Origin of the sequence: Arthrobacter cheniae (assembly GCF_003602275.1) — a bacterium.
Lineage (GTDB): Bacteria > Actinomycetota > Actinomycetes > Actinomycetales > Micrococcaceae > Arthrobacter_D > Arthrobacter_D cheniae.
In genome coordinates this window covers 184254-208452 of sequence record NZ_QZVT01000001.1, presented here as the reverse complement: position 1 = coordinate 208452, position 24199 = coordinate 184254, and the positions used below count along the sequence as shown (strand labels likewise).

The following is a 24199-nucleotide window of genomic DNA, read 5'->3' as shown; positions in this document are numbered from 1 at the left end:
GGGGACTCTCATGGCATCGGATGATCGGCCTGACCTACCTGACCACGCGTGGAGCGCCCCGACGGATGACGTCGCCGGCAGGTTGAGCGACCTTGCCCGCTCCCTGCAGCGCGAGGACAACGAGGACACCGTGCTGGATCGGTTGGTGCGTGCCGCCATCGAACTCGTTCCCGGTGCCGACGAAGCGTCCATAACCCTCGTGACGGGGCGCCGCCGGGTCGAGTCCCGGGCGCCGTCGGGCGACCTCGCGCGGATCATCGACGACCTGCAGGAGCGGACCGGAGAAGGACCCTGCCTGAGCGCGGTGTACGAGGAGCAGACCGTGAATGTCCCTGACATGCGCAACGAGGCCCGCTGGCCGGAGTTCTCGGCCAAGGCCGCATCAGCGGGGGCCGGCAGCATGCTCTCCTTCCAACTCTTCGTCAAGGGGGACAACCTCGGCGCGCTCAACCTCGTCGGGCGTGCACCGCATGCCTTCACGGAGGAGTCCGAGTACGTGGGCCTGCTGGTTGCCTCGCACGCTGCCGTGGCTTTCGCCGATGCGCAGAAACTGCACCAGTTCAAGGATGCCATCGCCACCCGGGACCTGATCGGACAGGCGAAGGGCATCCTGATGGAGAGGTACGGCATCACGTCCGGCCAGGCATTCATCATGCTCGCGGAGGTCTCCGCGGACACCAACGTCAAACTGCTCGCGGTGGCCGATGCACTGGCCAGCACGGGGAACCTGCCCGTCCGGCGTCGGGCGCGCAGCTGAGCCGAGCCGTGCTGTCCACGGGTCAGCGGTCGACGCCGGTCATGTCCTCGTAGCGCTCGCCGACGGGTGCGGCGACGGCGTCGAGCTGCGCCAGCTGTTCCTGCGACAGGATCAGGCCGTCCGCGGCGACGTTCTCCTCGAGGTAGCGGACCTGCTTCGTGCCGGGTATCGGCGCGATGTCGTCGCCCTGCGCGAGCAGCCAGGCGAGGGCCACCTGACCGGGAGTCGCGCCTACCTGCCGTGCGACCTCGTCCACGTGTTCCACGATCCGGATGTTGGCCTGCAGGTTCTCGCCGGCGAAGCGCGGGTTGTTGCGGCGGAAATCCGATGCGTCGAGCTGGTCCACGGAGCGGATGGTCCCGGTCAGGAAGCCGCGGCCGAGCGGCGAATACGGGATGAAGCCGATGCCGAGTTCACGCACGAGGGGGAGGATCTCGCGCTCCGGATCCCTGCTCCACAGCGAGTACTCGGTCTGCAGGGCGGTTACCTGATGGACGGCGTTTGCCCGGCGGATCGTGTCCGGAGCGGCTTCGGACAGTCCGATGTGCCGGATCTTGCCCTCTTCGACGAGCTCGGCGAGAGCGCCCATGGTGTCTTCTACGGGTACCGAGGGGTCCATGCGGTGCTGGTAGTAGAGGTCGATGTAGTCGGTGTCGAGGCGCCGCAGCGATCCCTCGACCGAGAGGCGCACGTTCTCCGCACTTCCGTCGAGGTCCATTGAGTCTCCTGCCGTGTGGCGAATGGTGCCGAACTTCGTGGCGATAACGACGTCGTCGCGTCTGGACTTGAGGGCGCGGCCCACCAGCTCCTCGTTGGCGTAGGGTCCATACATCTCGGCGGTGTCGAAGAAGGTGACGCCCAGTTCGAGGGCGCGGTGCAGCGTTGTCGTCGCGCCCGCGTCGTCCTTGCCGCTGCCGGTGTAGAACGCCGACATGCCCATGCAGCCGAGCCCGAGCCGCGAGACGTCGAGGCCGGAACCGAGGGTGATGGTCTTCATGGAGGCCGCCTTGGGTCGAGGGGAATGGTGCCTCGGTCAGGGTACGCCGGAAAGCATGGCGCGCGGTGGGGAGTTTCCCGCGAAGGCTTGTTGCACGGTGTGCAAATTCTCCCCTACGCTTGAACAGTGCTGAGTACAACCGACAACGCAGAGCCGTTGGGCCGCCGCGAACAGAACAAGATCGACACGCGCCGCGCGATCGCCGATGCGGCCCTCGACCTCGCCCGGTCCGTCGGTCCGGGTGCCTTCACCGTGGATCAGATCGCCGCCCGGGCGGGTGTCTCCCGACGAACCTTCTTCAATTACTTCCACAGTGCCGAGGACTCGCTGACCGTCCGCACCGACACGTTCCTCGAGCTGGCCCTCGAGGTCTTCGGGCAACGGCCCCAGGACGAGCCACTGTTCGAGGCCATCATCCGTTCCTTCAGCGAGACCACGCGGATGGAGGGCCTGTCTCTGCACGGCGAGCTCTTCCGGATGGGGGATGCGAATCCCGATCTTCTGCGCGCCCAGCTGCATTCATGGGAGCGTGCCGAAGCCCGCATCGTCGGGGCACTGCGTCGTCGGCTGGGGGCTCCCGCATCGAACCTCTACCTCACGGCCCTTGTGGGGTGCGTGCTGTCCTGCACGAAGGCAGCCATGCGGGACTGGGCGGTCAGCACTCCCGAGTCCGGCGACGACTCGGGGGAGCAGCTCGAGGCGCGCATCCTCGCCTCCCTGAACATGCTGCGCGACGGCTTCGTCGATCCCACAGCCACCTCCGCCGGCCCTGCTGCCGGTTCCTGACCCCTACACTCCCCGACTTCCGCAAGGACCACGCCATGGCTTTTCTCCTCTACCGGCTCGGCTCATTCGCGTTCCGCAGGCGATGGTGGGTCATCTCCGCCTGGCTTGCGATCATGCTTGCCGTGGGTGGCGCCGCAGCCGCCTTCTCCGGCACCCTGACCAACGATTTCACGATCCCCGGGACCGAGTCGCAGCGCATCTCCGACCGGTTGCGGGAGGAACTCCCCGAGGCTGTGGGAGGCACGGGGACGGTGGTCTTCACGACCGACGACGGCGCAGCCTTCTCGGCCGAGCAGCGCGAGGGAGTGCAGTCGGCGCTCGCCGGGATCGGAGCCCTCGACGGCCTCCGGGGCGTCGTCGATCCCTTCGACGTCGCCGATCAGGTAGCGGCCGGGGCCCAGGAGATCGAGTCCGGCCGGGCCGAGCTGGAAGCCAGCGAGCAACAGCTGTCCGCGGGGGAGGAGCAGCTTGCGCAGGGGCAGGCGCGGCTCGACGCGCAGCGAGCCCAGTTCGAGCAGGCCCGTCCTCTGCTGCGGCCTGCACGGGTGGCAGCTATCGAGCAGACGCTCCAGCAGGGACAGGCCCAGCTCGACGCCAGCCGGACGGAACTCGAGAACGGGCGCGAGCAACTCGAGTCCGGCAGGACCGAACTGGAGCTCGCCCAGAGGCAGCTGGACGCCTCCTCGGGGGTGAGCCTCCTGTCCGAGGACGGCTCCACCGCCGTCGCCAGCGTCCAGTTCGAGCAGCAGATCAACGGCGTCTCGCCGGAGCTGCGCGAAGCGGTGCAGAAGGAGGCCGCCGAGGCCGAGTCCGCGGGTGTGACGGTCGAGTACAGCAAGGAGATCGTCGAGGACGTCTCCGGCATCGTCGGTGCCACGGAGGCCCTCGGCCTGGCCGTCGCCGCCGCCGTACTCATCGTCATGCTCGGCACGCTGATCGCTGCCGGTCTGCCGCTCCTCATGGCCGTGGTGGGCGTCGGCGTGGGCGTAGGGATCACCTTCGCCCTCTCGGGCGTCGTCGAGCTGAACAGCATCTCGCCGGTCCTCGCCCTGATGCTCGGCCTCGCCGTCGGCATCGACTACTCACTGTTCATCGTGAACCGGCACCGGACACAGCTGCTGCACGGCATGGAGATGCAGGAGTCGATCGCCCGCGCGACCGGAACGGCGGGCAACGCCGTCCTCTTCGCAGGCATCACGGTGATCGTTGCGCTTGCGGCGCTGGCGGTCCCCGGGCTGCCGTTCCTGACCGTGATGGGCCTGTCGGCCGCCGGTACAGTCGCCGTCTCGGTGCTCGTGGCGCTGACTTTCACACCGGCCCTGCTCGCCCTGATGGGGCCGCGGGTCATCTCGAAGCGCCGCTGGGCAAAGGCGCGCGGCCACAAGCACTCGGCTGCGGTTCCGCTCGACAGCGACAGCGGAACCTCCCTCGCCGACCAGCGCGCCGCGAACGGCGCCGGCTGGGGCGGGCTCGCTACCCGGAAGCCCGTCCTGACGGTCCTCGCCGGCGTGGTGCTGCTGGGCGTGGTCGCCATTCCGGCTGCGCAACTGCGCGTAGGGCTGCCCGACGGCGGGACGGAGCCCGCCGACTCGACGGCGTTCCAGGCCTACAGCACCATCGGCGACAGATTCGGAGCAGGAACCAACGGTCCGCTGATCGTCGTCGCCTCCCTGCCCGAGACGGCCGACGAGGCGGAGCTCACGGCCCTTCAGCTGGACGTGAACGACCTCCTGCGTGAAGTTCCCGACGTCGCGGCCTCCGTTCCCGCGACGGTGAGCGAGAACGGCCGCACGGCGATCTTCCAGGTCATCCCCGAGGAGGGACCGGCCAGTGAGACCACCGAGAACCTCGTCCGCGACCTGCGCTCGTCGACCGACGCATTCGAGGAGCGGACCGGCGTCGCTATCGCCGTCACGGGTCAGACCGCCGCGAACATCGACGTCTCCGCCAAGCTCATGGAGGCACTGCCGGTCTACCTCGGCATCGTCGTCGGGCTCTCCCTGATCCTGCTGCTGCTCGTCTTCCGGTCCATCCTCGTTCCGATCATCGCGACGGCCGGGTTCCTGCTCTCCCTGTTGGCCAGCTTCGGGGCAACAGTTGCGATCTACCAGTGGGGCTGGCTCGGGGAGTTCTTCGGCGTCACGAATCCCGGCCCGATCCTGAGTTTCCTGCCCATCATCCTGATCGGTGTGCTCTTCGGCCTCGCGATGGACTACCAGATGTTCCTCGTGTCCGGAATGCGGGAGGCATTCGTCCACGGCGACGATCCCAAGGCTGCGGTCCGCATCGGATTCAGCCATGGCGCCCGGGTGGTCACAGCCGCTGCCATCATCATGGTGTCCGTGTTCGCCGGCTTCGTCTTCTCCCATCTGGCCATGGTGCGTCCGATCGGATTCGGGCTCGCATTCGGCGTGCTGCTGGACGCCTTCGTGGTCCGCATGACGCTCGTTCCGGCCGCCATGTACCTGCTGGGCAGGTATGCCTGGTGGCTGCCGGCCTGGCTGGGGCGGATCCTCCCGGATGTCGACGTCGAGGGCGCGAAGCTCCTGCGCGAGGACGCGGAGGAGGAGAAGGAGCCGGTGCCGGTGTGAGCGCGTCGCATCAGCCCTGGCGGATGCGTGGAAGCTCGTCGGATCGGCCACCTGCACTTTCCCCGGCCCGATCACCACACCAGCGGGAGCTGCTCCCTACTGGAGGTTCGGACGGTGCTGCGACACTCGCCAGGACTCTACCTCCGCGAGAAGGACCGCACGCCGTTCATCGTCCAGGAAGGCTGACCGGAAGGAGTTGGCGGCGAGCGTCGCGAGCTCGTCGGGGCTGAGTCCGAAGGCCTTGGTCACGGCCGCGAAGTTGTCCTCGACGTAACCACCGAAGTAGGCAGGGTCATTCGAATTGATGCTGACGTTGAGCCCCAGCGCCAGCATCCGGGGCAGAGGATGGTCGCCGATGGTACCGACGGCCCGGAGCCGGACATTGGAGAGCGGGCAGACCGTCAGGGGAACGCGCTCGGCGAGGAGCCGCGCCACGAGCGTGCCATCCTCGAGGCTCCGGATGCCGTGATCGATCCTGTCGGCGCGAAGGACGTCGAGCGCTTCCCAGACGTAGGCCGGCGGTCCCTCCTCGCCCGCGTGCGCAACGCACTTCAGGCCGGCCGCGCGAGCGACGTCGTACACCTCGCTGAAGAGCGACGGCGGAAAGCCGACCTCCGCCGAATCGAGACCGATGCCGACGATGGGAGCGTCCATGGCGAGGAGGTCCCGTAGTACGCCGAGGGCGTCTTCTGCGGGCCTGTCGCGCAGGAAGGCCGCGATCAGGGAACTACTGATACCGAGGTCGGCCTCGCTGGTCGCCAGCACCGAAGCCACACCGTTCACGCAGGTCTCCAGGCTGATGCCGCGAGCGAGGTGAGCCTGCGGATCCATCATGATCTCTGCGTGGCGGACCCCCGCCGCCGCGGCCCTGCGCAGGTAGGCGCGAGTCATGTCGGCGAAGTCCGCTTCGGTTCGCAACACGTCCATGGTGGCGTAGTACAGGTCGAGGAAGGACTGCAGGTCCGTGAAGGCGTAGCGGGCTGCGAGATCGGTGGTGTCCGCATAGGGCAGGGTGATTCCGTTGCGGGCTGCGAGCGCGAAGACGAGGTCGGGCTCGAGGGTCCCCTCGATATGGAGGTGGAGTTCGGCGCAGGGCAGGAGAGGCATCACTCAAGCCTAGGAGGCCCAGACGTCCACCGGCGAACCACATTCCACCGCTCGCCGGCTCGCGTAGGGTTCGACCAGCGAGGAACGGCATCGTGCGGGACTTGTTCGTGGCTAGCACGAGGGCCTAGGACAGGGGCTCGGCACCGGGGCCATCAGCGTCCGCGTGGACACCTACTACCCAGGGCGGGCGGGACGCATATCCGGTCCGACGCCAGGAGGATCTCATGACCGCCATCACCTCTCCATTCACCGCGGCGACCACTGCGCTCGAGGTCGTCGAGGGTATCGACCTTTCGAACCGGACCGCGATCGTGACAGGGGGCGCCTCGGGCATCGGCGTGGAGACTGCGAGAGCCCTGGCGCATGCAGGCGCCGACGTGACGATAGCCGTCCGGGACGTCGGGGCGGGGCAGCGCGTCGCCGAGGACATCGGCCGCACCAGCAAGGGCGCTGTGGTCCAGGTCCGGGCGCTGGACCTGGCGGACCTTGCCTCAGTGGACCGGTTCGCCGACGACTGGTCGGGTCCCCTGCACATCCTGGTCAACAACGCGGGGGTCATGATGACCCCGGAGTTGCGGACCACGCTCGGTTGGGAGCTGCAATTCGCGACCAACCACCTCGGCCATGCGGCGCTCGCGATCGGCCTGCACGATGCCCTGGCAGCAGCGGGCGGGGCGCGGATCGTGTCCGTGAGCTCCAGCGGACACGGCATGTCGGACATCGTCTACGACGACCTGTTCTTCCAGCGCAGGCCGTACGACGCCGGTCACGCCTACGGGCAGTCGAAGACGGCCAACGTGCTGCTCGCCGTCGAAGCAACGCGGCGGTGGGCGGAGGACGGCATTACAGCGAATGCCGTCATGCCCGGCGGTATCTGGACGAACCTCCAGAGGTACTGGGATCCTGAGGTCCTGGCGGCGACGAAGGCGCAGGTGGCCTCGGCCGGCCTTACAGCGAAAACACCTGAACAGGGCGCCGCCACCTCGGTGTTCGCCGCTACCTCACCCCTGCTGAGGAGTATCGGCGGGCGGTACCTGGAGGATTGCGGTGATGCGGAGATCGTCCCGGAGATCATTGACGGCGTCTACGGTGTGCGCCCCTATGCCCTGGATGCGGCGAACGCCGAGCGACTGTGGGACGTGTCCCTGGAACTCCTGCGGGATGCGCGGCGCTGATTCCGACGAGGGCAGGGTCTGGACCGGCCGCTCGACCCCGGCCGCACAGTTGCGGTCGGGAGAACGAACCGGCCCGCGGTTATCGCTGCATGCACACGAAGGAGAGGGGCGGGCCCGTTTGGGCCCGCCCCTCTCCTTGATCAACGTGGTACTCGACCCCTAGTAGAGGGCGGCTTCCGACTCGGTGGCCGGAGTGACGCCACGGCCGAGGTTGGCCGCCAGCTTCGCACCAAGTTCGGCGTCGACGTTGGCCCAGTACTGGACCGCCCGAGCGCGGATCTCGTCGCTCTGGACTCCACCCACCGCACCGGTGATGGTCTCGAGGAAGCGGGCGCGCTGCGCGTCGTCGAACACGTCGCGGTACAGCGTCCCGGCCTGGCCGAAGTCGTCATCCTCGGCGTGCAGCGAGTGAGCCGCGTGAACGAGGTCGCCGTCGTTCTCCCAGCCACCCTGCGCGCCGTACTGGGCCGGGTCGGCCGCGGGGCCACCGACCGAGTTCGGCGCGTAGACGGGCGTCGAGGGGGAATTGAAGTGGTAACGCCCTGCGCCGTCCTTCGAGTAGTTGCGCACCTCGTTCTTCGGCGCATTGACAGGCAGCTGCGCGTGGTTGGTGCCCACGCGGTAGCGGTGGGCGTCGGCGTAGGAGAAGATCCGCGCCTGCAGCATGCGGTCCGGGCTCGCGGCGATGCCAGGCACGAAGTTGGACGGCGCGAACGTGGCCTGTTCGATCTGCGAGAAGTAGTTCTCCGGATTCCGGTTCAGCGAAAGCTTGCCGACGGGGATCAGCGGGTAGTCGGCCTGCGGCCAGACCTTCGTCAGGTCGAAGGGATTGAAGCGGTAGTTCTTCGCATCGTCGTAGGGCATGATCTGGACCTTGAGGTCCCAGCTCGGGTGGTTCCCCTTGGCGATGTTCTCCGACAGGTCACGCAGGTGGTGGTCGGCGTCCGAGCCGGCGAGTGTCTCGGCTTCGTCGACGGTCAGAACCTCGTGGCCCTGGTTGGACTTGAAGTGGTACTTGACCCAGAACTTCTCGTTCGATTCGTTGATCCACATGTAGGTGTGCGATCCGTAGCCGTTCATGGTGCGCCACGAGTTCGGCAGGCCGCGGTCTCCCATCAGCCAGGTCACCTGGTGCGCGGACTCCGGGCTGAGCGTCCAGAAATCCCACTGCATGTCGGCGTCACGCAGGTTGGTGCCGGGCAGGCGCTTCTGGGAATGGATGAAGTCCGGGAACTTGATGCCGTCGCGGATGAAGAACACCGGGGTGTTGTTGCCTACGAGGTCGTAGTTGCCCTCGGACGTGTAGAACTTGAGCGCGAAACCCCGGGGATCCCGCCAGGTGTCAGGGGAGCCCTGCTCGCCGGCTACGGAGGAGAAACGGAGGAGGGTCTCCGTCGTCGTGCCCTTCTGGAACAGCGCTGCCCGGGTGTACATGCTGACATCCTCGGTGGTCTCGAAGACGCCGAAGGCTCCGCCGCCCTTGGCGTGGACCACGCGCTCGGGGACGCGCTCGCGGTTGAACTGGGCCAGCTTCTCGATGAGGTAGTGGTCGGTCAGGGGAATCGCCCCATCGCGGCCGAGGGCTGACGAGTTGCTGTCATCGATGACGGGTGCGCCGGACTGGGTGGTGCTGAAGTTCGCGGACATAGTGCTCCTATTCCTGGTAATCGGATGATTGATGGCTGGGGGCTGCCGAACGGCAGTCATCGCAGAGGCCCTGGTAGACGACCTCGGCGATCTGGATGGTCATGCGATGCGCGCCGGGTGACCAGTCGGGTGAGAGGCAGGGTGCGTGTCCCACCGCGCAGTCGACGTCCTCGATCCGGCCGCATCCCGTACAGATCGCGTGGTGGTGGTTGTCGCCCACGCGTGTTTCGTAGCGCGCGGGGGAATGCGGGGTCTGAATACGGCGCAGCAGGCTGATGTCGGTGAGATCGGCCAGGATCACGTAGACGGATTGCACGGTGATATGGGGCAGTTCCGCACGGACGGCGGTCGCGGCGTCGTCGGCTGTGGCGTGGGGTGACTGCTCGACGGCGGCGAGGACGGCGAGACGCTGACGCGTCACGCGACGGCCGGCGGAACGCAGGGCCGAAGACCATCGGGCCACTCGGGCCTCAGGGACCCCGGCTGTTTGCGTCATGATCGCAGTTAACCAGTAATAGTTACAAATTCATAATAAGGATGCGCCAAGTTGCGCTCCACGCGGTCCGTCCGATCGGTACCGTGGAAAGCGTGAACCTCATCAAGCACGGCAGGGCCTGGCTGCTGGACTACGCGTACGTCGGCTTCTGGCAGGTACACGGCTTCATCTTCAGGGCTGACCCTGGCCAATACCTGTCGCCCGAGGCGGGAGCTCCCGTGGGCAAGGCGCCTGTGCTGCTGATCCCGGGAATATACGAGACCTGGCAGTTCATGCGGCCCATCGCCAAGCACCTGCACGGCGCGGGCCACCCCGTCCACGTAGTACAGAAACTCGGGTACAACCGGGGCACGGTGGAGGCGATGGCGCAGCTTGCGGCCGGTTACCTCGAGGAGCACGACCTGTCCGACGTCGTCATCGTGGCGCACAGCAAGGGCGGCCTGATCGGCAAGTTCCTCATGACCATGTCAAGCGCGGGCCCGCGGGTCAACCGCCTGGTCGCCGTCAACACTCCGTTCTCCGGGTCCGTCTACGCCAACTTCTTCATCCTGCCGAGCATCCGGGCCTTCTCGCCGCACAACCTCACCCTGCGGAACCTTCGGGCCGACCTCGAATCCAACGGGCGCATCACCTCCATCTACGGTCGGTTCGATCCACACATCCCCGGTGGCAGCTTCGTCGAGGGCGCCCGGAACGTCCAGCTCGAGACCATGGGCCATTTCCGGCCGATCGCCGACGCGCGGGTGCTGCAGGAAATCGATCGTGCCATCAGCGCGGGGGAGCGCGACGCCGCCTGACGTGCCCCCAACCGACGTGGTGACGCCTCGCCGATCCGTGACCGACTGCGGCAGCGCGAGCCTGCTGTCCCGCTGCCTCGCGGAGCGGTGGTTCCAGGGGGCGCCGTAGCGCTCGGATCGTTGCTGGAGCGAATCAATGCCCGGCTAGACTTTCCCCGTGCCCAGACTCCTCGCCGATATCACCCCGCTGAGGGAGTCCCCGGCGTTCCGCAGGCTCTACGTCGGGACCGCGCTCTCGGCCATCGGCACGCAGCTGACCATCGTGGCCGTCAGCCTCCAGATCTACGCACTCACGCAATCGACCCTGAGCGTCGGCCTGCTCAGCCTCTTCGCCCTCGTGCCCCTGGTTGTCGCAGGACTCTACGGAGGCGCGATCGCCGACGCACAGGACCGCCGCAAGGTAGCGCTGTACTCCGGCTTCGCCCTGTGGGCCACGACCATGGCTGTCGCGGCGCAGGCCTGGATCGGCGTCGACAGCGTCTGGCTGCTCTATGCCCTCATCGCCATCCAGTCCGGTGCGGCGGGCATCAACCAGCCGACACGCAGCTCGATCATCCCGCGCCTCGTCCGGCCCGAACTGCTGCCCGCGGCCAACGCCCTGAGCATGATCACCTTCGGTCTCGCATTCACCGTCGGTCCGCTGCTCGCGGGCCTCCTCGTGGCTCAGGTGGGCTATGCGTGGACCTACACGGTCGACGTCGTGACCTTCACCTTCGCGCTGTGGGCCGTCTACCGATTGCCGCCCCTGCCCCCCGAGGGACCCACCCGGCGGGCCGGCCTCGCGACCGTGCTCGAAGGCTTCCGGTTCCTCGGCACGCGGCCGAACATCCGCATGACCTTCATCCTGGACCTCATCGCCATGATCACCGCCCAACCCCGCGCGCTGCTCCCGGCGGTCGGAGCCGTCCTGATCGGTGGGGGCGAGCTGACCGTCGGCATCCTGCTGGCTTCGGGCGCTTTCGGGGCAGTACTGGCGGGCCTGTTCTCCGGTCCGCTGGGCCGCATCCACCGGCAGGGCCAGGCGGTCATCTGGTCCATCGTCGGCTGGGGATCATCGGTGGCGGGCTTCGGGCTCGTGGTCGTCATGGCCAGTTCCTCCTCCCTTCCCGCACCGGGCGAGGGCGAGCTCTCGGTGTGGGTGCTCCCGGCGTCGGCCTGCCTCGTGATGGCTGGTATCGCCGACTCCATCAGCAGCGTCTTCCGCAACACCATCCTCCAGTCAGCGACGCCGGACGCGATGCGCGGACGGCTCCAGGGGGTCTTCATCGTGGTCGTCGCCGGCGGTCCACGCCTCGGGGACATGGTGGCAGGCAGTCAGGCAGCGTGGCTCGGCGAGGGCTGGACCGCCGTCGTCGGAGGGCTCGGCTGTGCCCTGCTGGTGCTCGCCGTCGCGCGTTGGCAGCCGCGCTTCGCGCAGTACGATTCCCGCCGCCCCGAACCCTGACCCGCAACATCCCTCCCAGCGGGCGTGCAGCGCAACGTCCTACGATGGGTGGAACGGCCCTTCCCGGCCCGCCGTTGTCCTGATGGGCCGAGTGGCCTCCACATCGCGAGGAGTGAGACGTGCACAACCATTTCAACGGTGCGAAGACGGCGTTGTTGTTCGGTGCCCTCATGGGGATCTTCCTGGTCTTCGGTGCGGTCATCGCCGGAGCCACAGGCAGCTCGTCCTTCATCTGGATCTTCGCCCTGTTCGGCGTCGGTTCGATCGCGTACAGCTACTGGAACAGCGACAAGATCGCGATCCGCAGCATGGGCGCGGTCGAGGTGACGGAGCATCAGGCACCTGCGATGTACCGGATCGTTCGGGAGCTGAGTGGGCGCGCAGGAAAGCCCATGCCACGGCTCTACGTCTCGCCGACCATGGCCCCGAATGCCTTCGCGACAGGCCGCAACCCGGAGAACGCCGCGGTCTGCTGCACCCAGGGAATTCTGCAGCTCCTGAATGAGCGCGAGCTGCGCGGTGTCCTCGGACACGAACTCATGCACGTCTACAACCGTGACATCCTCACCGGATCCATCGCTGCGGCCGTCGCCGGCGTCATCACGTCCGTGGCCCAGATGTTCGCGTTCACGGGCATGATGGGCGGCAACCGGAACCAGGGCGGCAACCCGATCGCGGGCCTCTTGCTCGCCATCCTCGCACCCCTTGCTGCGGGCCTGATCCAGACGGCCATCGGCCGCACACGTGAGTTCGACGCCGATGAGGACGGTGCCATTCTGACCGACGATCCGCTGGCCCTCGCGTCATCGCTCCGCAAGCTCGAGCGCGGCACCCAGCGCGCCCCGCTCCCGCAGGACCAGCGGCTCGTGAACACCTCGCACCTCATGATCGCCAATCCGTTCAAGGGCGGCGGCATGAGGAAGCTTTTCGCAACCCATCCACCCATGGAGCAGCGCATCGCGCGCCTCGAGGGGATGGCGGGCCGGCCGCAAGGCTGACACGGCCGGCCCGGCAACTCCTCGCTCCATTGCTCGCACGAGCCCGGATCTGCCGGAATCGTCAGCTCTTGAGAATCGGGGCCTGCGCCTCGCCTCAGGTGGTAACGGTTCTCCACGCCTCCTCAGGGGCTGTCGTCGTCCGTGCAGCTCGGGACCTGGTGGTGTGGGCTATCTGGCGTCCCCGGAGGTAACCTCCGGTCGTGCATGCCAGAACTGCGACGATGGCTCCTGCCTGGCCGAGTCCGGCGCTGTCCCTCCCTGTTCCCCAATCCCGGATCCCGGACAGCACCGCGCGAGGGAGGATGGTCCGGACGTACCGGCGCTCCGATCTCAGAGCCCGCTTATGCCCCACGAGATGGCTCACCTGCGCCTTCGACAGCCCCTCCGACCAGGCGCGCGTCAGCATGTAACTCAGCGTTCCCCTGGACGTGGGCACGTGATGGTTGACCACTGCCGCAGGATCGTAGACGATCCGGGCACCGGGAGAGGCGAGGGTCGAGCGGATGCAGATCTCTGTCTCTTCACAGCCGAGCGGCTTGACGGCCTGTCGGCCGAGGTCGTGATTGAAGCCGCCGACATGCTCCAGCACGTCGCTGCGGAAGGACATGTTCGCACCGATCAGGTTCCGGACCTCGGCTGCCATGCGTGGCATGCCCCGGTAACTGCACCCCACGATCCAGTCGAGTTCCTCGCTGAAGTAGGCGGGACGGCCGGTCTCCCAGACGGGTTCGACCCGCCCGCCGACGGCGAGCACGTCGGGGTCGTCGTAGAACACGGACAGGCGTTCCAACCAGTCCGGAGCTGCTTCGGCGTCGTCATCCAGGAAGGCGATGATCTCCGAGGTGGCGACGCTGACCCCGGTGTTGCGTGCGCCGGCGAGGCCAGGCTGTGCCTGGCTCTCTACGAGCACCACGTCCCGGAAGTCCATGAGGAGGCGTTTGTACAGGTCCTCGTTGTGGTCGACGACGACGATGATCTGGTCCGGGGTGAGAGTCTGGAGCCGGACTGACTCGACGACCTGAGTCAGGAGGCTCAAACGCTTCTCCGTGTATGTGCAGATGACTACGGAAATGGTTGGAATGCTACTGGGCATGGACATGTCCCACCTCTCTCGGTACGACGAGAACGCTTTGCGGTTTGGTTGGCGTACGCGGGAGACGAACGCTTGAATCGGTGTGGTTCACTCGCCGAAGAACTTCCGGTCGTGGCCCTGCTGCGGAAGCCTCCCACGTGCGGCATTCGCCGGCGACTGTGCGAAGGACACGCCATCCGGTGGGAAACGTCCGGGGGTTCGAAGCCTTGGCGACCTCGACGTTGTGTTCGATCGGAGAGCCGTCGACGATGACGACCTGACCGGCGCAGGAGGAAGTCCGGCGAAGCGCCCACGGTTGCTTCATAGCTTCATGGAGTGTCGGGACGACCACGCCCTCAGAGGCTTGCGGAGCCGGCGGGCCATGGCTGGAGACCATTCGTGGACCAGGGTAGGTAACGGTCAAGGGATTCACCACTTTACGAATGGAAGGGCGTCGCAGCCCGCGGCATCAGCTGGCAGGAGCCAGGCAGGGTCCCCTGACGCCCCTGGCGGGGCGTGGAGTCCCACGAATACCCTGGTGGACGGCCGTCTCCTACCCTCGGGACGGCTGGATGCCGTTCCGAGAGTCCGTCCTCCAAGCGGAACCGCCGTGATCTCCAGATGAACGGAAGGAGAAGCGCAAGGGCTGCCTGGTGAACGTCAGCCTAAATGCTTATTTTCGGGGTGTCCCCGTCCCCGCCTACCTGAATTGCCGGTCCCCGCATACCTGAATCGACCAACCGGTACTTGACGCTGGCCGAATCAACAGGTGGAAGGGCTCGCCCTACTCATACGGGACCCTTCCACCCCTCGTTCGACAGAGAGTTCATGGTGTCCGGGAGTGGTCGCGACGAAGACCAGAGTGAAGCATGGAAGCGGCAGCTGCTGCCGAAGGCTAGCGCATATTGACGAACTGCAGGTCGGCTTCCTCGAAGTTCTTCAGGAGTGCCATGACGGACTGCAGGTCATCGCGGGACTTGGAGCTGACGCGCAGCTCGTCGCCCTGGATCTGCGACTTCACGCCCTTCGGTCCCTCGTCCCGGATGAGCTTGTTGATCTTCTTCGCGATGTCCTGCGCGATGCCCTCCTTGATGGAGGTCTCCAGGCGGAACTCCTTGCCGGAGGGGTAGGGCTCGCCGGTGTCGAGCGACCTCAGAGAGATCCCTCGCTTGATCATCTTCGACTGCAGGACGTCGAGGACGGCCAGGACGCGCTCCTCGGAATTCGCCTTCATGAGGATCTTCTCGCCACTGAAGTCCACCTCCGCGCCGACTCCCTTGAAGTCGTAACGCTGCGCGATCTCCTTCTGCGCCTGATTCAGCGCATTGGCAACTTCCTGCTTGTCCACTTTGCTTACGACGTCGAACGTGGATTCGCTCGCCACGGTGCCTCCTCGGGTGGTTGGGATCCTTGCCCTAAAGACTATCTGCAACCTTGCGGCCCGGCGCGGTGGTCCTCACAGTCGGCAATCAGTCCGTACCGGGCCGGCACCCACACTCCGGTGGCACGGTGGGCACTACCTACCACACCACGAGGAGCATGAACTATGTCCCAGACGCCCCGCCGCCGCTACCGGGTACGCCTTCGCAAGGCCGTGGCGGGCTCGTTCCTGGCGGCAGCTGTCACGGCGTCGCTGTCGGGTCTGGCGGCGGGACCGTCCTCGGCCGTCCCGCCGAGGACGGTAGCGGCGAGCTCGGGTCACTCCGACGTCGAGGCGATCGACACGATCCCCGACCTCGACCCGGTGACTTCCATGGGCGTCGCGTCACCCGTCGACACGGGCGTGGGTCAATCGGCGGGGGAGCGGCTCGCCGGGGTACGCGCCGACCTCGACCGGGCGGTCCTCCTGAGCATGGTGACGCCCGATCAGGCGAACGGTTTCTTCGCCCAGATCGAGCGCCGCGTAGCTGCCGGCCTGTAGACCTCCGCCCGATTCGTCACTGGAGCGGTTTGTCTGTAAAGTTGTCTTGCCCGCGCTTGCTGCGGGCGGTCTTCCTATGAAGACGTTCGGCAGATTACCCGAGCGGCCAAAGGGGGCTGACTGTAAATCAGCTGGCAACGCCTACGGGGGTTCGAATCCCTCATCTGCCACAGCAAGGAGAGGCCGGTACATCCGCTAGAAATAGGGGTTGTACCGGCCTCTTGTGTTTAAGCTTCCGGGCTCATGCCGCACCTCCGAGCGCGAGGCAACCGTGGCTGAGCTACCTGGCGGCGACCAGCGTCTCGAGTGATGCCTCGAGTCGGTCGGCGAGCGACTCCACGTATGTAGCGGTCAGATGATCGGTATCCCGGTACACGAGGACGTCGCCGATCACGGGCGGGCACTGTTCGGCCGGACAGATGAAGGGATTGAGATCGATCGAGGTGACTCCGGGAAGGGACCCTGCTGCTCGCAGTTGCGCGACTCCTTTGTCGTCAGCCGCTTCCCTGCGCGGCACGGAACACTTGGTCAGGGAAGTGGAATTCACCGCGACGCAATCAGGGACGTTGATATCAGGGGCCGGCGTATCCCTGATGACGGCGACCGGGACGCCGCGCTGGGTGAAGGGGCGCCAGGACCTCTGGAACGCTTCCGCCATGGCAGCGACGTCATCCGTCGCTCCGGCGATTCCGGCGCTCATCGTATAGCTGCTGGTGACGACCAGGCTGAGCTCGGCGTCATTCCTCAGCAGGTCCTGCATCTGCGCGTTCCAGTCCATGCAGGTGACGTAGGCCCTGCCCTTCCGCTCGAGTTCGCCGGTCGCAAAGGGGCAAGCGTCGTGGATGTACGCCGTCAGTTTCCAGCCTCTGTCGCGAGCGATGCGATCGAGCGCCGGGATCCACTGTTTCGCGTGCGAGTCACCGACGAGTGCGACGTGGCGATCGGACGCTTTGTCGCCATATTCGCAGGTCGTGACCTCGGTTTCGCTGATCTTGGCCGAGTCGCACGAAGGGAAGTCCTCGGCCGCGACGACGGGCGCGGGCACGATCTCTTCTGCTGCGGTCTGGTGTTCGGGCTCTGCCGAGCGGGGCTCTTGCGGGAGCGTCATGGCTCCGGTCAGCAGCGGTTCCGGCTGAAGACTCTGAATCTCCGCCCTGTCCACTTCGGTGCGGACCGCGTTGACGAGCATCCCGCCCGTGAGGCCACCGATGATCATGAGGGCGACTGCGGCGCAGAGACTCCGGCCGGGGGCGTCACTGAGGGCGCTCCACCCGCTGACGGGCTTCTCGACGTACCGATAGGTAAGGTACGCGAGGCCGATCGAAAGCCCGAGAATAAGGATGCTCCCGGTGAAGTGGGGTTGCGGGAACATCGCCGTGGCGAACACGATGACAGGCCAGTGCCAGAGGTACAGGGAGTAGGAGATGTTCCCCACGAAGACCATCGGCCTGGTGCCGAGGACCAGTTCAGGTCCGAGTGGGGTCCGCTTGACGCCTGCTGCGATCACGAGGGCGGTGGAGAGGGTGGGAAGCAGGGCGGCAGCTCCCGGGTAGGGGACGGACCCGTCGATCAGCACCAGGGAGCCGATGATGCCGGCCGTCCCGAGCCAGCCCGTGATCATCGCGAGAGGACCGGGTATCTTCTCCAGGTGGGAGTGCGCCACGGCGAGGAGCGCGCCGAGTGCAAGCTGCCAGAAACGCGTGGTCGAGGCGAAGTAGGCGGGTTCTGGCGCTGCGGCCGTGTAGTACATCGACCATGCGAGCGACGGCAGGAGCACAAGCGCGAGTGCGATGAGCAGCCAGGGGCGCAGATTCTCGATGGCGATCTGCCCGCGCTGATGCCTCGTCCTCGTTCCGAGCCAGCCGGCCACGATGATCAGTAGGGGCCAGACCAGGTAGAACTGCTCCTCCACGCCCAGCGACCAGTAGTGCTGCAGGGGCCCGGGAGCTACGTCGCTCGTGAGGTAGCCGACCGAGTCCGTAGCCAGCCGCCAGTTCTGGACGTACGACGCCGAAGCGATGATGTCCCACCCGACGGAACCCCAACGGGTGATCGGCAGGACCGCAACCGTGATCGCGCCTGTAGCAACGAGGACGAGGGTTGCCGCAGGCAGCAAGCGTCTGGCCCTACGCGCGTAGAACCCGAGAAGTGATACCCGTCCTTCCGCGACGAGTTGTTTGAGCAGGAGCCCGGTGATCAGGAACCCGGAGATGACGAAGAAGACATCGACGCCGACGAACCCTCCCGGCAGGAATGGCACGTCGAGGTGGTAGAGCAGTACCGCCAGGACGGCCAGGGCGCGCAGGCCCTGGATATCGGCGCGGAGGACCGACTTCTGCACTGCATCCGTTGTGCGTGTCGCGGTGGCGAGCACATCACTGGCCAACAGAGGACCTCCCAAAAGACGGTGCAACTTCCAGTCCTGCTTCCCTCAAAAATAACTCCCATTCTGTGCAGTCACTGCCTGCGGAGCCCGGTCGCCTGCCCTCGACGATCGTCGAGGATTCGTCTACGCACCTCCGTCAGCCGCCGGCGGCGAGCACCGGTGCAGTCCTTCGGATCTGTTCGGGAGGTGGATCTGTCGGCTCCGGAGACTCGGAAAGCATTCGTCCGGAGATATCAAGGGGCGACGTCGATCCATCCGTGGCTGGGTCCTGCAACGAAGTGTCCGCAAGCATGTGTGAAGTGAACGTCGACAGCAGGGGGCCACGATCAGCAGTACCACCATTGCACGCATAGGGTGGCTCGACAGTCTGCGCGGCGTCGCCATCCTGCTCGTCGTGCTGCTGCATGCAGGCGAGGCGTTGCGCGTCGCCGTCGGTCCGACCGCGGGCGTCGACCAGGTCAACCTCTTCCTCGAGCCCTTCCGCATGCCCGTCCTGATGTTCCTCTCCGGGATGCTGCTGCCGCAGTCGGTCGCGAAGTCGGGGCGCGAGTACTTCGCCGGCAAGATCTCCATGGTGGCGTGGCCCTACGTCCTGTGGTCGGTCATCATCCTGGCGGCGAGCGGGGATCTCCGGCCCGCTACCCTGGCACAGGTCTTCTTTCTCTCGCCGACCTACCTCTGGTACCTGTGGTTCATCCTGATCTTCTACATGGTCGCCTATCCGCTGCGGCGGGTGCCGCCGCTGATGATGTCCTTCGTGCTGCTCGCGGTGTCGCTGGTCCTGCCGGACGCGAGTCGCTCGGAGACCATGGTCTTCCTCGCCGGGTTCTTCTTCTTCGGCGCCTGGTGCACGCAGCACGTGCGACTGGTCGAGCGCACGATCAGCAAGCCCTGGGTGCTGGTGCTGGCGGCCGCTGCGGCCGTCACCGTGGGGGTCCTCAATGCCGCAGGTCGCGATGTGCTCTACCGGGGTGAGTACGCATGGGGAGTGGTGGGCGCCCTCGGCGTCGTGTGCTGGGTGTTCCCGCTGCTTCGAGCCGGTCGCGCGACTGCCGCGTTGGAGTTCATCGGACGCTACTCGATCGTCTTCTACGTGGCGCACCTCGGTCCGATCATGATCACGCTCGCCCTCGCCGACGCCGTCGGGCTCGCAGGGGAGTGGTTCATGCTGCCGCTGCTGCTCCTGGTCGGCATCGGAATTCCACTCGGCCTGGCCTGGCTGTACTCGACACGGGATCACCTCTCGGTGAATCTGTTGTTCGAACTGCCAGTGCTCAAGCGCCGCCCACGGGACCGAGCCCCACACCCCCCGAGGTCTCGGGCGCTGTAGCTGCCTCAGACCGGCGCTCGAGCGTCGTCGTCAGCAGGAGGTCCTTCGCGGGCCCGGTCACGTCCCAGGTGTAGTGGATCAGTTTCCGCGACCTCACGGCGAAGTCCACGAGGTAGGTATCCGGGGAACAATCGTGTTCGTCCCGCGCCGCACCGGTACCGAGGTCGAGGCGACACAGCAGCCGGGCGTCCATGAAACGTATGTCGATCACGGCACCTCCCACGCCCAGGACGCGGTAGGAGCGGAAGGCCGGTCCTTCGAAGGAGGGCCAGGACACGGTGCCCTGCTCGTCCCAGCGCAGGCCGCCGTCGTCGGGAGTGAAGGTGGTGAGCCCGGTGAACGTCCCCGTCATGCCGGTGGTGCGGTCGAGTAGCCGACGGTGCGTCGTCCATCGTCCGGCCAGGAACGGGAGGGGATCCTCGACGCCCAGAAGTACGGGTGGAATTGCGGTCACCTGCTGTTTCGCCGCCCCGGCGTCGGTGGGGACGATGAAGGTATCCGGTGTGGCTGCGTCCTGCATGTCCTGCCCCCTGGCGTCGGTGCCTCCCACGCTATCGCTGCATCCGGAGCCATGCATCTTGGCGTCACCGCACGACGAATGTTAGGGTGCCTAATCATGAGTCTTCCACCGACGGACCCGCGGCTGCTGGCCCTCGCGCAGTCCTTCCGCACCACCCTGCGGCACGCGGTCTACCTGAGCCGGTCCATGGATGGGGACGGCGAGATCACCTCCATGCAGATGAGCACCTTGAGTATGGTCGCCGAGGAACCGCTGCGGGTGAGCCGCGTCGCCGCGAACCTGGGCATCCGCGTACCGTCGGCCACCGAACAGATCATCAAGCTGGAGCAGGCAGGACTCGTCAGCCGACAGCCCGACCCCACCGACTCCCGCGCCGTCCTGGTCAAGCTCACGGACAAGGGGCGCGCCGAGTGGGAGGATGCCGGCCGGCGCCGCAATGAGCGCGTCGCTGCACTCCTGGCGCACCTCGATGACAACGACCGCGCCCTACTCGCTGCCGCCCTGCCGGTCATCGGAAAGCTGAGCCGGACCGCCTGACCGGGGTGTTCCGGCCGGGAGCCCGAGCGGCACAGCCGTCGTCGTCATCCGGCGAGGAGCGACGTCGTCGCCCTGTCCTCCGCGCCCGCGTAGTAGCGGTCCAACACGGTCCGGAATCGCGGCTCCTGCGGGTCGGCATGGGTGAAGAGGGTCATGGACGACTGGAGCTTCCGGGCATCGATCCCCCCGAGCACCGCGACGGGATCACTGTCAGGCAGCTGGATGAGGGCGTCGACGCACTCGATCAGTCGGGCTCCGAGTACCGGGTGGGCCAGGTAGGCGCGTGCCTCGTCGAGCGACGAGATCGCGAACCGGACCGACGTCGGACTACTGCCCAGCCCGCGGACCTGCGGGAGGACGAACCACATCCAGTGCCCTGTCTTGTGCCCGCGTCGCAGTTCCGCGAGTGCCTGCAGGTAGGTGCCGTGTGCGTCCTGCGCCTCGACGAACCGCGTCAGGTCGTGGGGGTCGGTCACGTATTCCTCCGTCATCCGTGCGGGTGAGGACACTTCTTCGGTAGCGAACAGGCCTGACACGCTCTGCCGCTTTCGCTAGCCTTAAGGAATGTCGACAATCAATATCACCGAGGCAAGTTTTCCGGAAACCATCGAGGGCAACGACATCGTGTTCGTTGACTTCTGGGCCGAATGGTGCGGACCGTGCAAGCAGTTCGCACCCGTGTACGACGCCGTCTCGCAGCAGCATGACGATGTCACCTTCGCGAAGGTGGATACCGAGGCGGAGCAGTCGCTCGCCGCGGCCGCGGGCATCACCTCGATCCCCACGCTCATGGCCTTCCGAGACAAGGTGCTCGTCTTCTCGCAGCCCGGCGCCCTGAACGCCACGCAGTTCGGCGAACTCGTCGACGCCGTGAAGGGCCTCGACATGAAGGCCGTCCACGAGCAGCTCGCGCAGCAGGCCGAGGGCACCGCGCCCGCCGCCGACTAGCCGGAGCACCACTGGAGAAGCCCCGCACTCGATGAGTGCGGGGCTTCCCTCGTGCGGCAGGTAGGCGGGTCAGGCCTCGTGGTCGGAGCGGATGACGTCGGCCGGCTCGGCCAGGAGTGCGCTCAGGGATTCGCCGAGGTCCTGGACTGCCGCACCACGGAGGTGGGCGTCGAGGAGTTCCGTCGATTCCCACTGCTCGGAGAGGATGATCCGGTCCTCCTGCGCATCCGTGATCGCGTACCTGATGCAGCCGGGCTCCTGCACCACCTGTTCGATGGCGATGTCGAGGGCGAGCTTCACGCGGAAGAACTCGCCGTCGAGCGGGGTGAATGTTGCGGTGACGTCTACGGGCTGGCTCATCCTCCAACCCTAGTTGGGGGCCGGGCCGTGGGCAGCATCGTCGGGTAGGTGCGGGATCAGCGCGCTCGGTGATCCTCGGGGGAGAGGCGAGGCCCGAAGGTCGGCTTACGGAAGCCGCTCGCGTAGAGGGAACGGACGACGCGCTGTCGCTGGCCCTTCCACGGCTCGAGCAGTTCGATCATGCCGGCGTCGTCGGTGCGCCGTCCCGTGAGGGCTGCCCCCACGTAGGCGGCGAGGTGGTAGTCGCCGACGGAGATGGAGTCGGGGCAGCCGTGGGTGCGCTGCACCACCTCTGCGATCGTCCAGACGCCGATTCCCGGAATCGATCCCAGGCCCGCCCGGACGGCGTCGCCGCCGGGCTGGGTGGAGAGGCGTTCCAGGCCGCTGGCCACGTGGGCAGCCTTGAGGATGGTCGCAGACCGCTTCGAGTCGACGCCGGCTTTGTGCCACTCCCAGGACGGGACGCGGCGCCACTGCTCGGCGGTCGGCGGGAGGCGGAGCGCTGCGGGTGCGATGTCTCCGGCGCCCGGGGCCGGGTCACCGTAGCGGGCCAGCAGGTAGCGCCAGGCACGCTTGGCCTCGAGACCGGTGACCTTCTGCTCCAGGATCACCCGGGCCACGGTGTCGAGCATGCGGCCGGAGGCTGGCAGGCGCAGCCCCGGATTCAGGTACCTCCCCTTGCGCGCGAGTTCGGGCAGGGATTCGCGGACCTCGGGGCTGTCGAACGCGCTCCAGTCATCGTCGGCCCCGAGCAGGCGAGGCAGTGATTCCAGGGCCGAGGCGGCGCCGGCACCCCAGGCGGTCGCGTGGATCCTGCTTCCGTTCAGGGGACCGCGCTGGCGCAGGAGGAGCGTGACGGGTCCGTCGACGGTCCGGAACGCCAGCCAGTGATCGGGTCCCTGGACGATGAAGGACGGGTCGTGCGCACCGCACTGCAACGTGCCGACGGTCCCTGCCAGATTGTAGGGACCGTCGGGAATCCACTCCGTCGCATGCGCGCCCGAAGGCACGACGGCGGGTGCGATGGTCATTCATCCATGGTGCCACGGGTACGGCCCCGGTTCCTGGCCGGTGCGGCGTGGCGCCCAGGGCGTGGCGGCCCGGTCTATCCCGCGATGGATCGGGCGATGGATCGGGCGATGGTCGAGCCGAGCGACGCCGTCGTGCCGGTTCCGCCCAGGTCGCGGGTCAGCGCGTCGCCGCCCGACGCCAGGGTCGACTCGATCGCGGCAAGGATCCCAGCGGCAGCTTCCACCTCGCCGAGGTGGTCCAGCATCATGGAGGCGCTCCAGATCTGCCCCACGGGATTCGCGATGCCCTGTCCGGCGATGTCCGGCGCCGAGCCGTGCACCGGTTCGAAAAGGCTCGGGAAGGTGCGGTCCGGGTTGATATTGCCGCTCGGGGCAACACCGATCGTCCCCGTGCAGGCCGGACCGAGATCGGAGAGGATGTCGCCGAAGAGGTTGCTGGCGACGACGACATCGAACCAGTCCGGGTGCAGCACGAAGTTCGCGCACAGGATGTCGATGTGGAACTTGTCCACGCGGACGTCGTCGTAGTGTGCCGCCATCGCCTCCACGCGCTCGTCCCAGTAGGGCATGGTGATGGAGATGCCGTTGCTCTTCGTCGCCGAGGTGAGGTGCCTGGCTCCGCGCTTCTGGGCCAGCTCGAAGGCGTAGCGGAGGATCCGGTCCACCCCGGTGCGCGTCATCACCGTGTCCTGGATGACCGTCTCGCGGTCCGTGCCCTCGAACATCCGGCCGCCGACGCTCGAGTACTCACCCTCGGTGTTCTCGCGGACCACGTAGAAGTCGACGTCGCCCGGCTTCCGGCCCGCCAGCGGACTCGTGATGCCGGGGAGCAGTCTCACCGGGCGCAGGTTCACGTACTGGTCGAAGTGGCGTCGGAACTGGAGCAGGCTGCCCCAGAGGGACACGTGATCGGGGACGACATCGGGCCAGCCGACGGCACCGAAGAAGATGGCGTCGAAGGTGCGCAGCTCCTCGAACCAGCCGTCGGGGAGCATCTGGCCGTGCTCGAGGTAGTACTCGGCGCTGGCGTAGTCGAACTCGACGGCGTCCACCGCGAAACCGTAACGGTCTGCGGCGGCCTGGAGCGCGCGTAGACCCTCCGGCATGACCTCCTTGCCGATGCCGTCCCCGGCGATGACCGCGATGCGATAGGTGTTCGTCATGGCTGATGCTCCTTGTCGGCGGACGGCGTACGGATCCAAGCCTAGGCTCACCTGCCGTGCGCCCAGCGCCGTGTGTTCCGCTCCCGGAAGCATGCTCCGGGTACGGCGGAGCCCCGATGCGGCCCGGTTCGCGTCC

At 66.9% G+C, this 24199-nt stretch carries 23 protein-coding genes and 1 tRNA gene; 12 read left to right on the top strand and 12 right to left on the bottom strand.

The window, feature by feature from the left end; all coding sequences use genetic code 11:
- Nucleotides 1-10: 10 nt before the first annotated feature.
- Nucleotides 11-757 carry a GAF and ANTAR domain-containing protein gene (locus D6T63_RS01060; RefSeq protein ID WP_120147172.1) on the top strand — a complete coding sequence of 249 codons (747 nt, stop codon included), beginning with the start codon at nucleotides 11-13 and terminating at the stop codon, nucleotides 755-757.
- Nucleotides 758-779: 22 nt separating this feature from the next.
- On the opposite strand, the gene D6T63_RS01055 is transcribed toward D6T63_RS01060, so the two are convergent.
- Nucleotides 780-1754, bottom strand: coding sequence for an aldo/keto reductase (locus D6T63_RS01055; RefSeq protein WP_120147171.1), 975 nt, complete (start codon nucleotides 1752-1754; stop codon nucleotides 780-782).
- A gap of 126 nt (nucleotides 1755-1880) precedes the next feature.
- On the opposite strand from D6T63_RS01055, the gene D6T63_RS01050 reads away from it, so the two are divergent.
- Nucleotides 1881-2540, top strand: coding sequence for a TetR/AcrR family transcriptional regulator (locus D6T63_RS01050; RefSeq protein WP_120147170.1), 660 nt, complete (start codon nucleotides 1881-1883; stop codon nucleotides 2538-2540).
- A 35-nt stretch (nucleotides 2541-2575) separates the two neighbouring features.
- Entirely contained in the window at nucleotides 2576-5131 is a 2556-nt protein-coding gene (locus D6T63_RS01045; RefSeq protein WP_120147169.1) for an MMPL family transporter, read from the top strand.
- 96 nt (nucleotides 5132-5227) lie between these two features.
- On the opposite strand, the gene D6T63_RS01040 is transcribed toward D6T63_RS01045, so the two are convergent.
- Nucleotides 5228-6238 (bottom strand): adenosine deaminase, encoded by a 1011-nt coding sequence (locus D6T63_RS01040; protein WP_120147168.1) that lies wholly within the window; start codon nucleotides 6236-6238, stop codon nucleotides 5228-5230.
- A 224-nt stretch (nucleotides 6239-6462) separates the two neighbouring features.
- On the opposite strand from D6T63_RS01040, the gene D6T63_RS01035 reads away from it, so the two are divergent.
- On the top strand, nucleotides 6463-7413 hold the full coding sequence (locus tag D6T63_RS01035) for an SDR family NAD(P)-dependent oxidoreductase (protein WP_120147167.1): 951 nt from the start codon (nucleotides 6463-6465) through the stop codon (nucleotides 7411-7413).
- Between the two features lie 159 nt (nucleotides 7414-7572).
- Here the strand turns inward: D6T63_RS01035 and D6T63_RS01030 are convergent, their stop codons facing one another.
- Complete coding sequence (locus D6T63_RS01030) at nucleotides 7573-9060, bottom strand: catalase (RefSeq protein ID WP_120147166.1); 1488 nt, start codon at nucleotides 9058-9060, stop codon at nucleotides 7573-7575.
- Nucleotides 9061-9067: 7 nt separating this feature from the next.
- The gene (locus D6T63_RS01025; protein ID WP_120147165.1) at nucleotides 9068-9556 is read right to left on the bottom strand and encodes a Fur family transcriptional regulator; all 489 of its coding nucleotides are present in this window, start codon (nucleotides 9554-9556) and stop codon (nucleotides 9068-9070) included.
- Nucleotides 9557-9648: 92 nt separating this feature from the next.
- Between D6T63_RS01025 and D6T63_RS01020 the strand changes: the two genes are divergently transcribed.
- The 3 genes from D6T63_RS01020 (at nucleotide 9649) to htpX (ending at nucleotide 12795) form a co-directional block, all read left to right on the top strand.
- A complete protein-coding gene (locus tag D6T63_RS01020) occupies nucleotides 9649-10353 on the top strand; it encodes an alpha/beta fold hydrolase (protein ID WP_120147556.1) in 705 nt (234 codons plus the stop codon).
- Nucleotides 10354-10510: 157 nt separating this feature from the next.
- Nucleotides 10511-11797 (top strand): MFS transporter, encoded by a 1287-nt coding sequence (locus tag D6T63_RS01015; protein WP_120147164.1) that lies wholly within the window; start codon nucleotides 10511-10513, stop codon nucleotides 11795-11797.
- A 119-nt stretch (nucleotides 11798-11916) separates the two neighbouring features.
- A complete protein-coding gene (gene htpX / locus D6T63_RS01010; protein WP_120147163.1) occupies nucleotides 11917-12795 on the top strand; it encodes a zinc metalloprotease HtpX in 879 nt (292 codons plus the stop codon).
- 94 nt (nucleotides 12796-12889) lie between these two features.
- Here the strand turns inward: htpX and D6T63_RS01005 are convergent, their stop codons facing one another.
- Both D6T63_RS01005 and D6T63_RS00995 read right to left on the bottom strand, forming a co-directional pair.
- Nucleotides 12890-13888 carry a glycosyltransferase family 2 protein gene (locus D6T63_RS01005; protein ID WP_120147555.1) on the bottom strand — a complete coding sequence of 333 codons (999 nt, stop codon included), beginning with the start codon at nucleotides 13886-13888 and terminating at the stop codon, nucleotides 12890-12892.
- Between the two features lie 874 nt (nucleotides 13889-14762).
- Entirely contained in the window at nucleotides 14763-15251 is a 489-nt protein-coding gene (locus D6T63_RS00995) for a YajQ family cyclic di-GMP-binding protein (protein ID WP_120147161.1), read from the bottom strand.
- Between the two features lie 162 nt (nucleotides 15252-15413).
- Here D6T63_RS00995 and D6T63_RS00990 point away from each other — a divergent pair, with 162 nt between their 5' ends.
- Nucleotides 15414-15788 carry a hypothetical protein gene (locus D6T63_RS00990; protein WP_120147160.1) on the top strand — a complete coding sequence of 125 codons (375 nt, stop codon included), beginning with the start codon at nucleotides 15414-15416 and terminating at the stop codon, nucleotides 15786-15788.
- A gap of 88 nt (nucleotides 15789-15876) precedes the next feature.
- Nucleotides 15877-15958 (top strand) — tRNA-Tyr (locus D6T63_RS00985).
- A gap of 110 nt (nucleotides 15959-16068) precedes the next feature.
- Here D6T63_RS00985 and D6T63_RS00980 read toward each other — a convergent pair.
- Nucleotides 16069-18174: an acyltransferase family protein gene (locus D6T63_RS00980; RefSeq protein WP_182976826.1), complete on the bottom strand. Its 2106-nt coding sequence runs from the start codon at nucleotides 18172-18174 to the stop codon at nucleotides 16069-16071.
- 325 nt (nucleotides 18175-18499) lie between these two features.
- Here D6T63_RS00980 and D6T63_RS00975 point away from each other — a divergent pair, with 325 nt between their 5' ends.
- On the top strand, nucleotides 18500-19504 hold the full coding sequence (locus D6T63_RS00975) for an acyltransferase family protein (RefSeq protein WP_120147158.1): 1005 nt from the start codon (nucleotides 18500-18502) through the stop codon (nucleotides 19502-19504).
- Here the strand turns inward: D6T63_RS00975 and D6T63_RS00970 are convergent.
- Nucleotides 19449-20024, bottom strand: coding sequence for a DUF6314 family protein (locus D6T63_RS00970; protein WP_147394277.1), 576 nt, complete (start codon nucleotides 20022-20024; stop codon nucleotides 19449-19451). The genes D6T63_RS00975 and D6T63_RS00970 overlap by 56 nt on opposite strands.
- A gap of 96 nt (nucleotides 20025-20120) precedes the next feature.
- Between D6T63_RS00970 and D6T63_RS00965 the strand changes: the two genes are divergently transcribed.
- The gene (locus D6T63_RS00965; protein WP_120147156.1) at nucleotides 20121-20561 is read left to right on the top strand and encodes a MarR family winged helix-turn-helix transcriptional regulator; all 441 of its coding nucleotides are present in this window, start codon (nucleotides 20121-20123) and stop codon (nucleotides 20559-20561) included.
- 44 nt (nucleotides 20562-20605) lie between these two features.
- Here the strand turns inward: D6T63_RS00965 and D6T63_RS00960 are convergent, their stop codons facing one another.
- Complete coding sequence (locus D6T63_RS00960) at nucleotides 20606-21037, bottom strand: DUF1810 domain-containing protein (protein WP_120147554.1); 432 nt, start codon at nucleotides 21035-21037, stop codon at nucleotides 20606-20608.
- Between the two features lie 88 nt (nucleotides 21038-21125).
- On the opposite strand from D6T63_RS00960, the gene trxA reads away from it, so the two are divergent.
- Nucleotides 21126-21509: a thioredoxin gene (trxA, locus tag D6T63_RS00955; protein ID WP_120147155.1), complete on the top strand. Its 384-nt coding sequence runs from the start codon at nucleotides 21126-21128 to the stop codon at nucleotides 21507-21509.
- A 69-nt stretch (nucleotides 21510-21578) separates the two neighbouring features.
- On the opposite strand, the gene D6T63_RS00950 is transcribed toward trxA, so the two are convergent.
- From D6T63_RS00950 to D6T63_RS00940, 3 genes are all read right to left on the bottom strand, one after another.
- Nucleotides 21579-21869 (bottom strand): putative quinol monooxygenase, encoded by a 291-nt coding sequence (locus D6T63_RS00950; RefSeq protein WP_120147154.1) that lies wholly within the window; start codon nucleotides 21867-21869, stop codon nucleotides 21579-21581.
- A gap of 56 nt (nucleotides 21870-21925) precedes the next feature.
- The gene (locus tag D6T63_RS00945; protein ID WP_120147153.1) at nucleotides 21926-22900 is read right to left on the bottom strand and encodes a DNA-3-methyladenine glycosylase family protein; all 975 of its coding nucleotides are present in this window, start codon (nucleotides 22898-22900) and stop codon (nucleotides 21926-21928) included.
- 74 nt (nucleotides 22901-22974) lie between these two features.
- Nucleotides 22975-24063, bottom strand: coding sequence for a tartrate dehydrogenase (locus D6T63_RS00940; RefSeq protein ID WP_120147152.1), 1089 nt, complete (start codon nucleotides 24061-24063; stop codon nucleotides 22975-22977).
- Between the last annotated feature and the right edge of the window lie 136 nt (nucleotides 24064-24199).

Coding starts and splice junctions, on each gene's coding strand:
- D6T63_RS01060 (WP_120147172.1), top strand. CDS start 11: ATGGCATCGGATGATCGGCCTGACCTACCTGACCACGCGTGGAGCGCC.
- D6T63_RS01025 (WP_120147165.1), bottom strand. CDS start 9,556: ATGACGCAAACAGCCGGGGTCCCTGAGGCCCGAGTGGCCCGATGGTCT.
- D6T63_RS00965 (WP_120147156.1), top strand. CDS start 20,121: ATGAGTCTTCCACCGACGGACCCGCGGCTGCTGGCCCTCGCGCAGTCC.
- trxA (WP_120147155.1), top strand. CDS start 21,126: ATGTCGACAATCAATATCACCGAGGCAAGTTTTCCGGAAACCATCGAG.
- D6T63_RS00950 (WP_120147154.1), bottom strand. CDS start 21,869: ATGAGCCAGCCCGTAGACGTCACCGCAACATTCACCCCGCTCGACGGC.
- D6T63_RS01030 (WP_120147166.1), bottom strand. CDS start 9,060: ATGTCCGCGAACTTCAGCACCACCCAGTCCGGCGCACCCGTCATCGAT.
- D6T63_RS01035 (WP_120147167.1), top strand. CDS start 6,463: ATGACCGCCATCACCTCTCCATTCACCGCGGCGACCACTGCGCTCGAG.
- D6T63_RS01040 (WP_120147168.1), bottom strand. CDS start 6,238: ATGCCTCTCCTGCCCTGCGCCGAACTCCACCTCCATATCGAGGGGACC.
- D6T63_RS00970 (WP_147394277.1), bottom strand. CDS start 20,024: ATGCAGGACGCAGCCACACCGGATACCTTCATCGTCCCCACCGACGCC.
- D6T63_RS00940 (WP_120147152.1), bottom strand. CDS start 24,063: ATGACGAACACCTATCGCATCGCGGTCATCGCCGGGGACGGCATCGGC.
- D6T63_RS01055 (WP_120147171.1), bottom strand. CDS start 1,754: ATGAAGACCATCACCCTCGGTTCCGGCCTCGACGTCTCGCGGCTCGGG.
- D6T63_RS00990 (WP_120147160.1), top strand. CDS start 15,414: ATGTCCCAGACGCCCCGCCGCCGCTACCGGGTACGCCTTCGCAAGGCC.
- D6T63_RS00945 (WP_120147153.1), bottom strand. CDS start 22,900: ATGACCATCGCACCCGCCGTCGTGCCTTCGGGCGCGCATGCGACGGAG.
- D6T63_RS01045 (WP_120147169.1), top strand. CDS start 2,576: ATGGCTTTTCTCCTCTACCGGCTCGGCTCATTCGCGTTCCGCAGGCGA.
- D6T63_RS01005 (WP_120147555.1), bottom strand. CDS start 13,888: ATGCCCAGTAGCATTCCAACCATTTCCGTAGTCATCTGCACATACACG.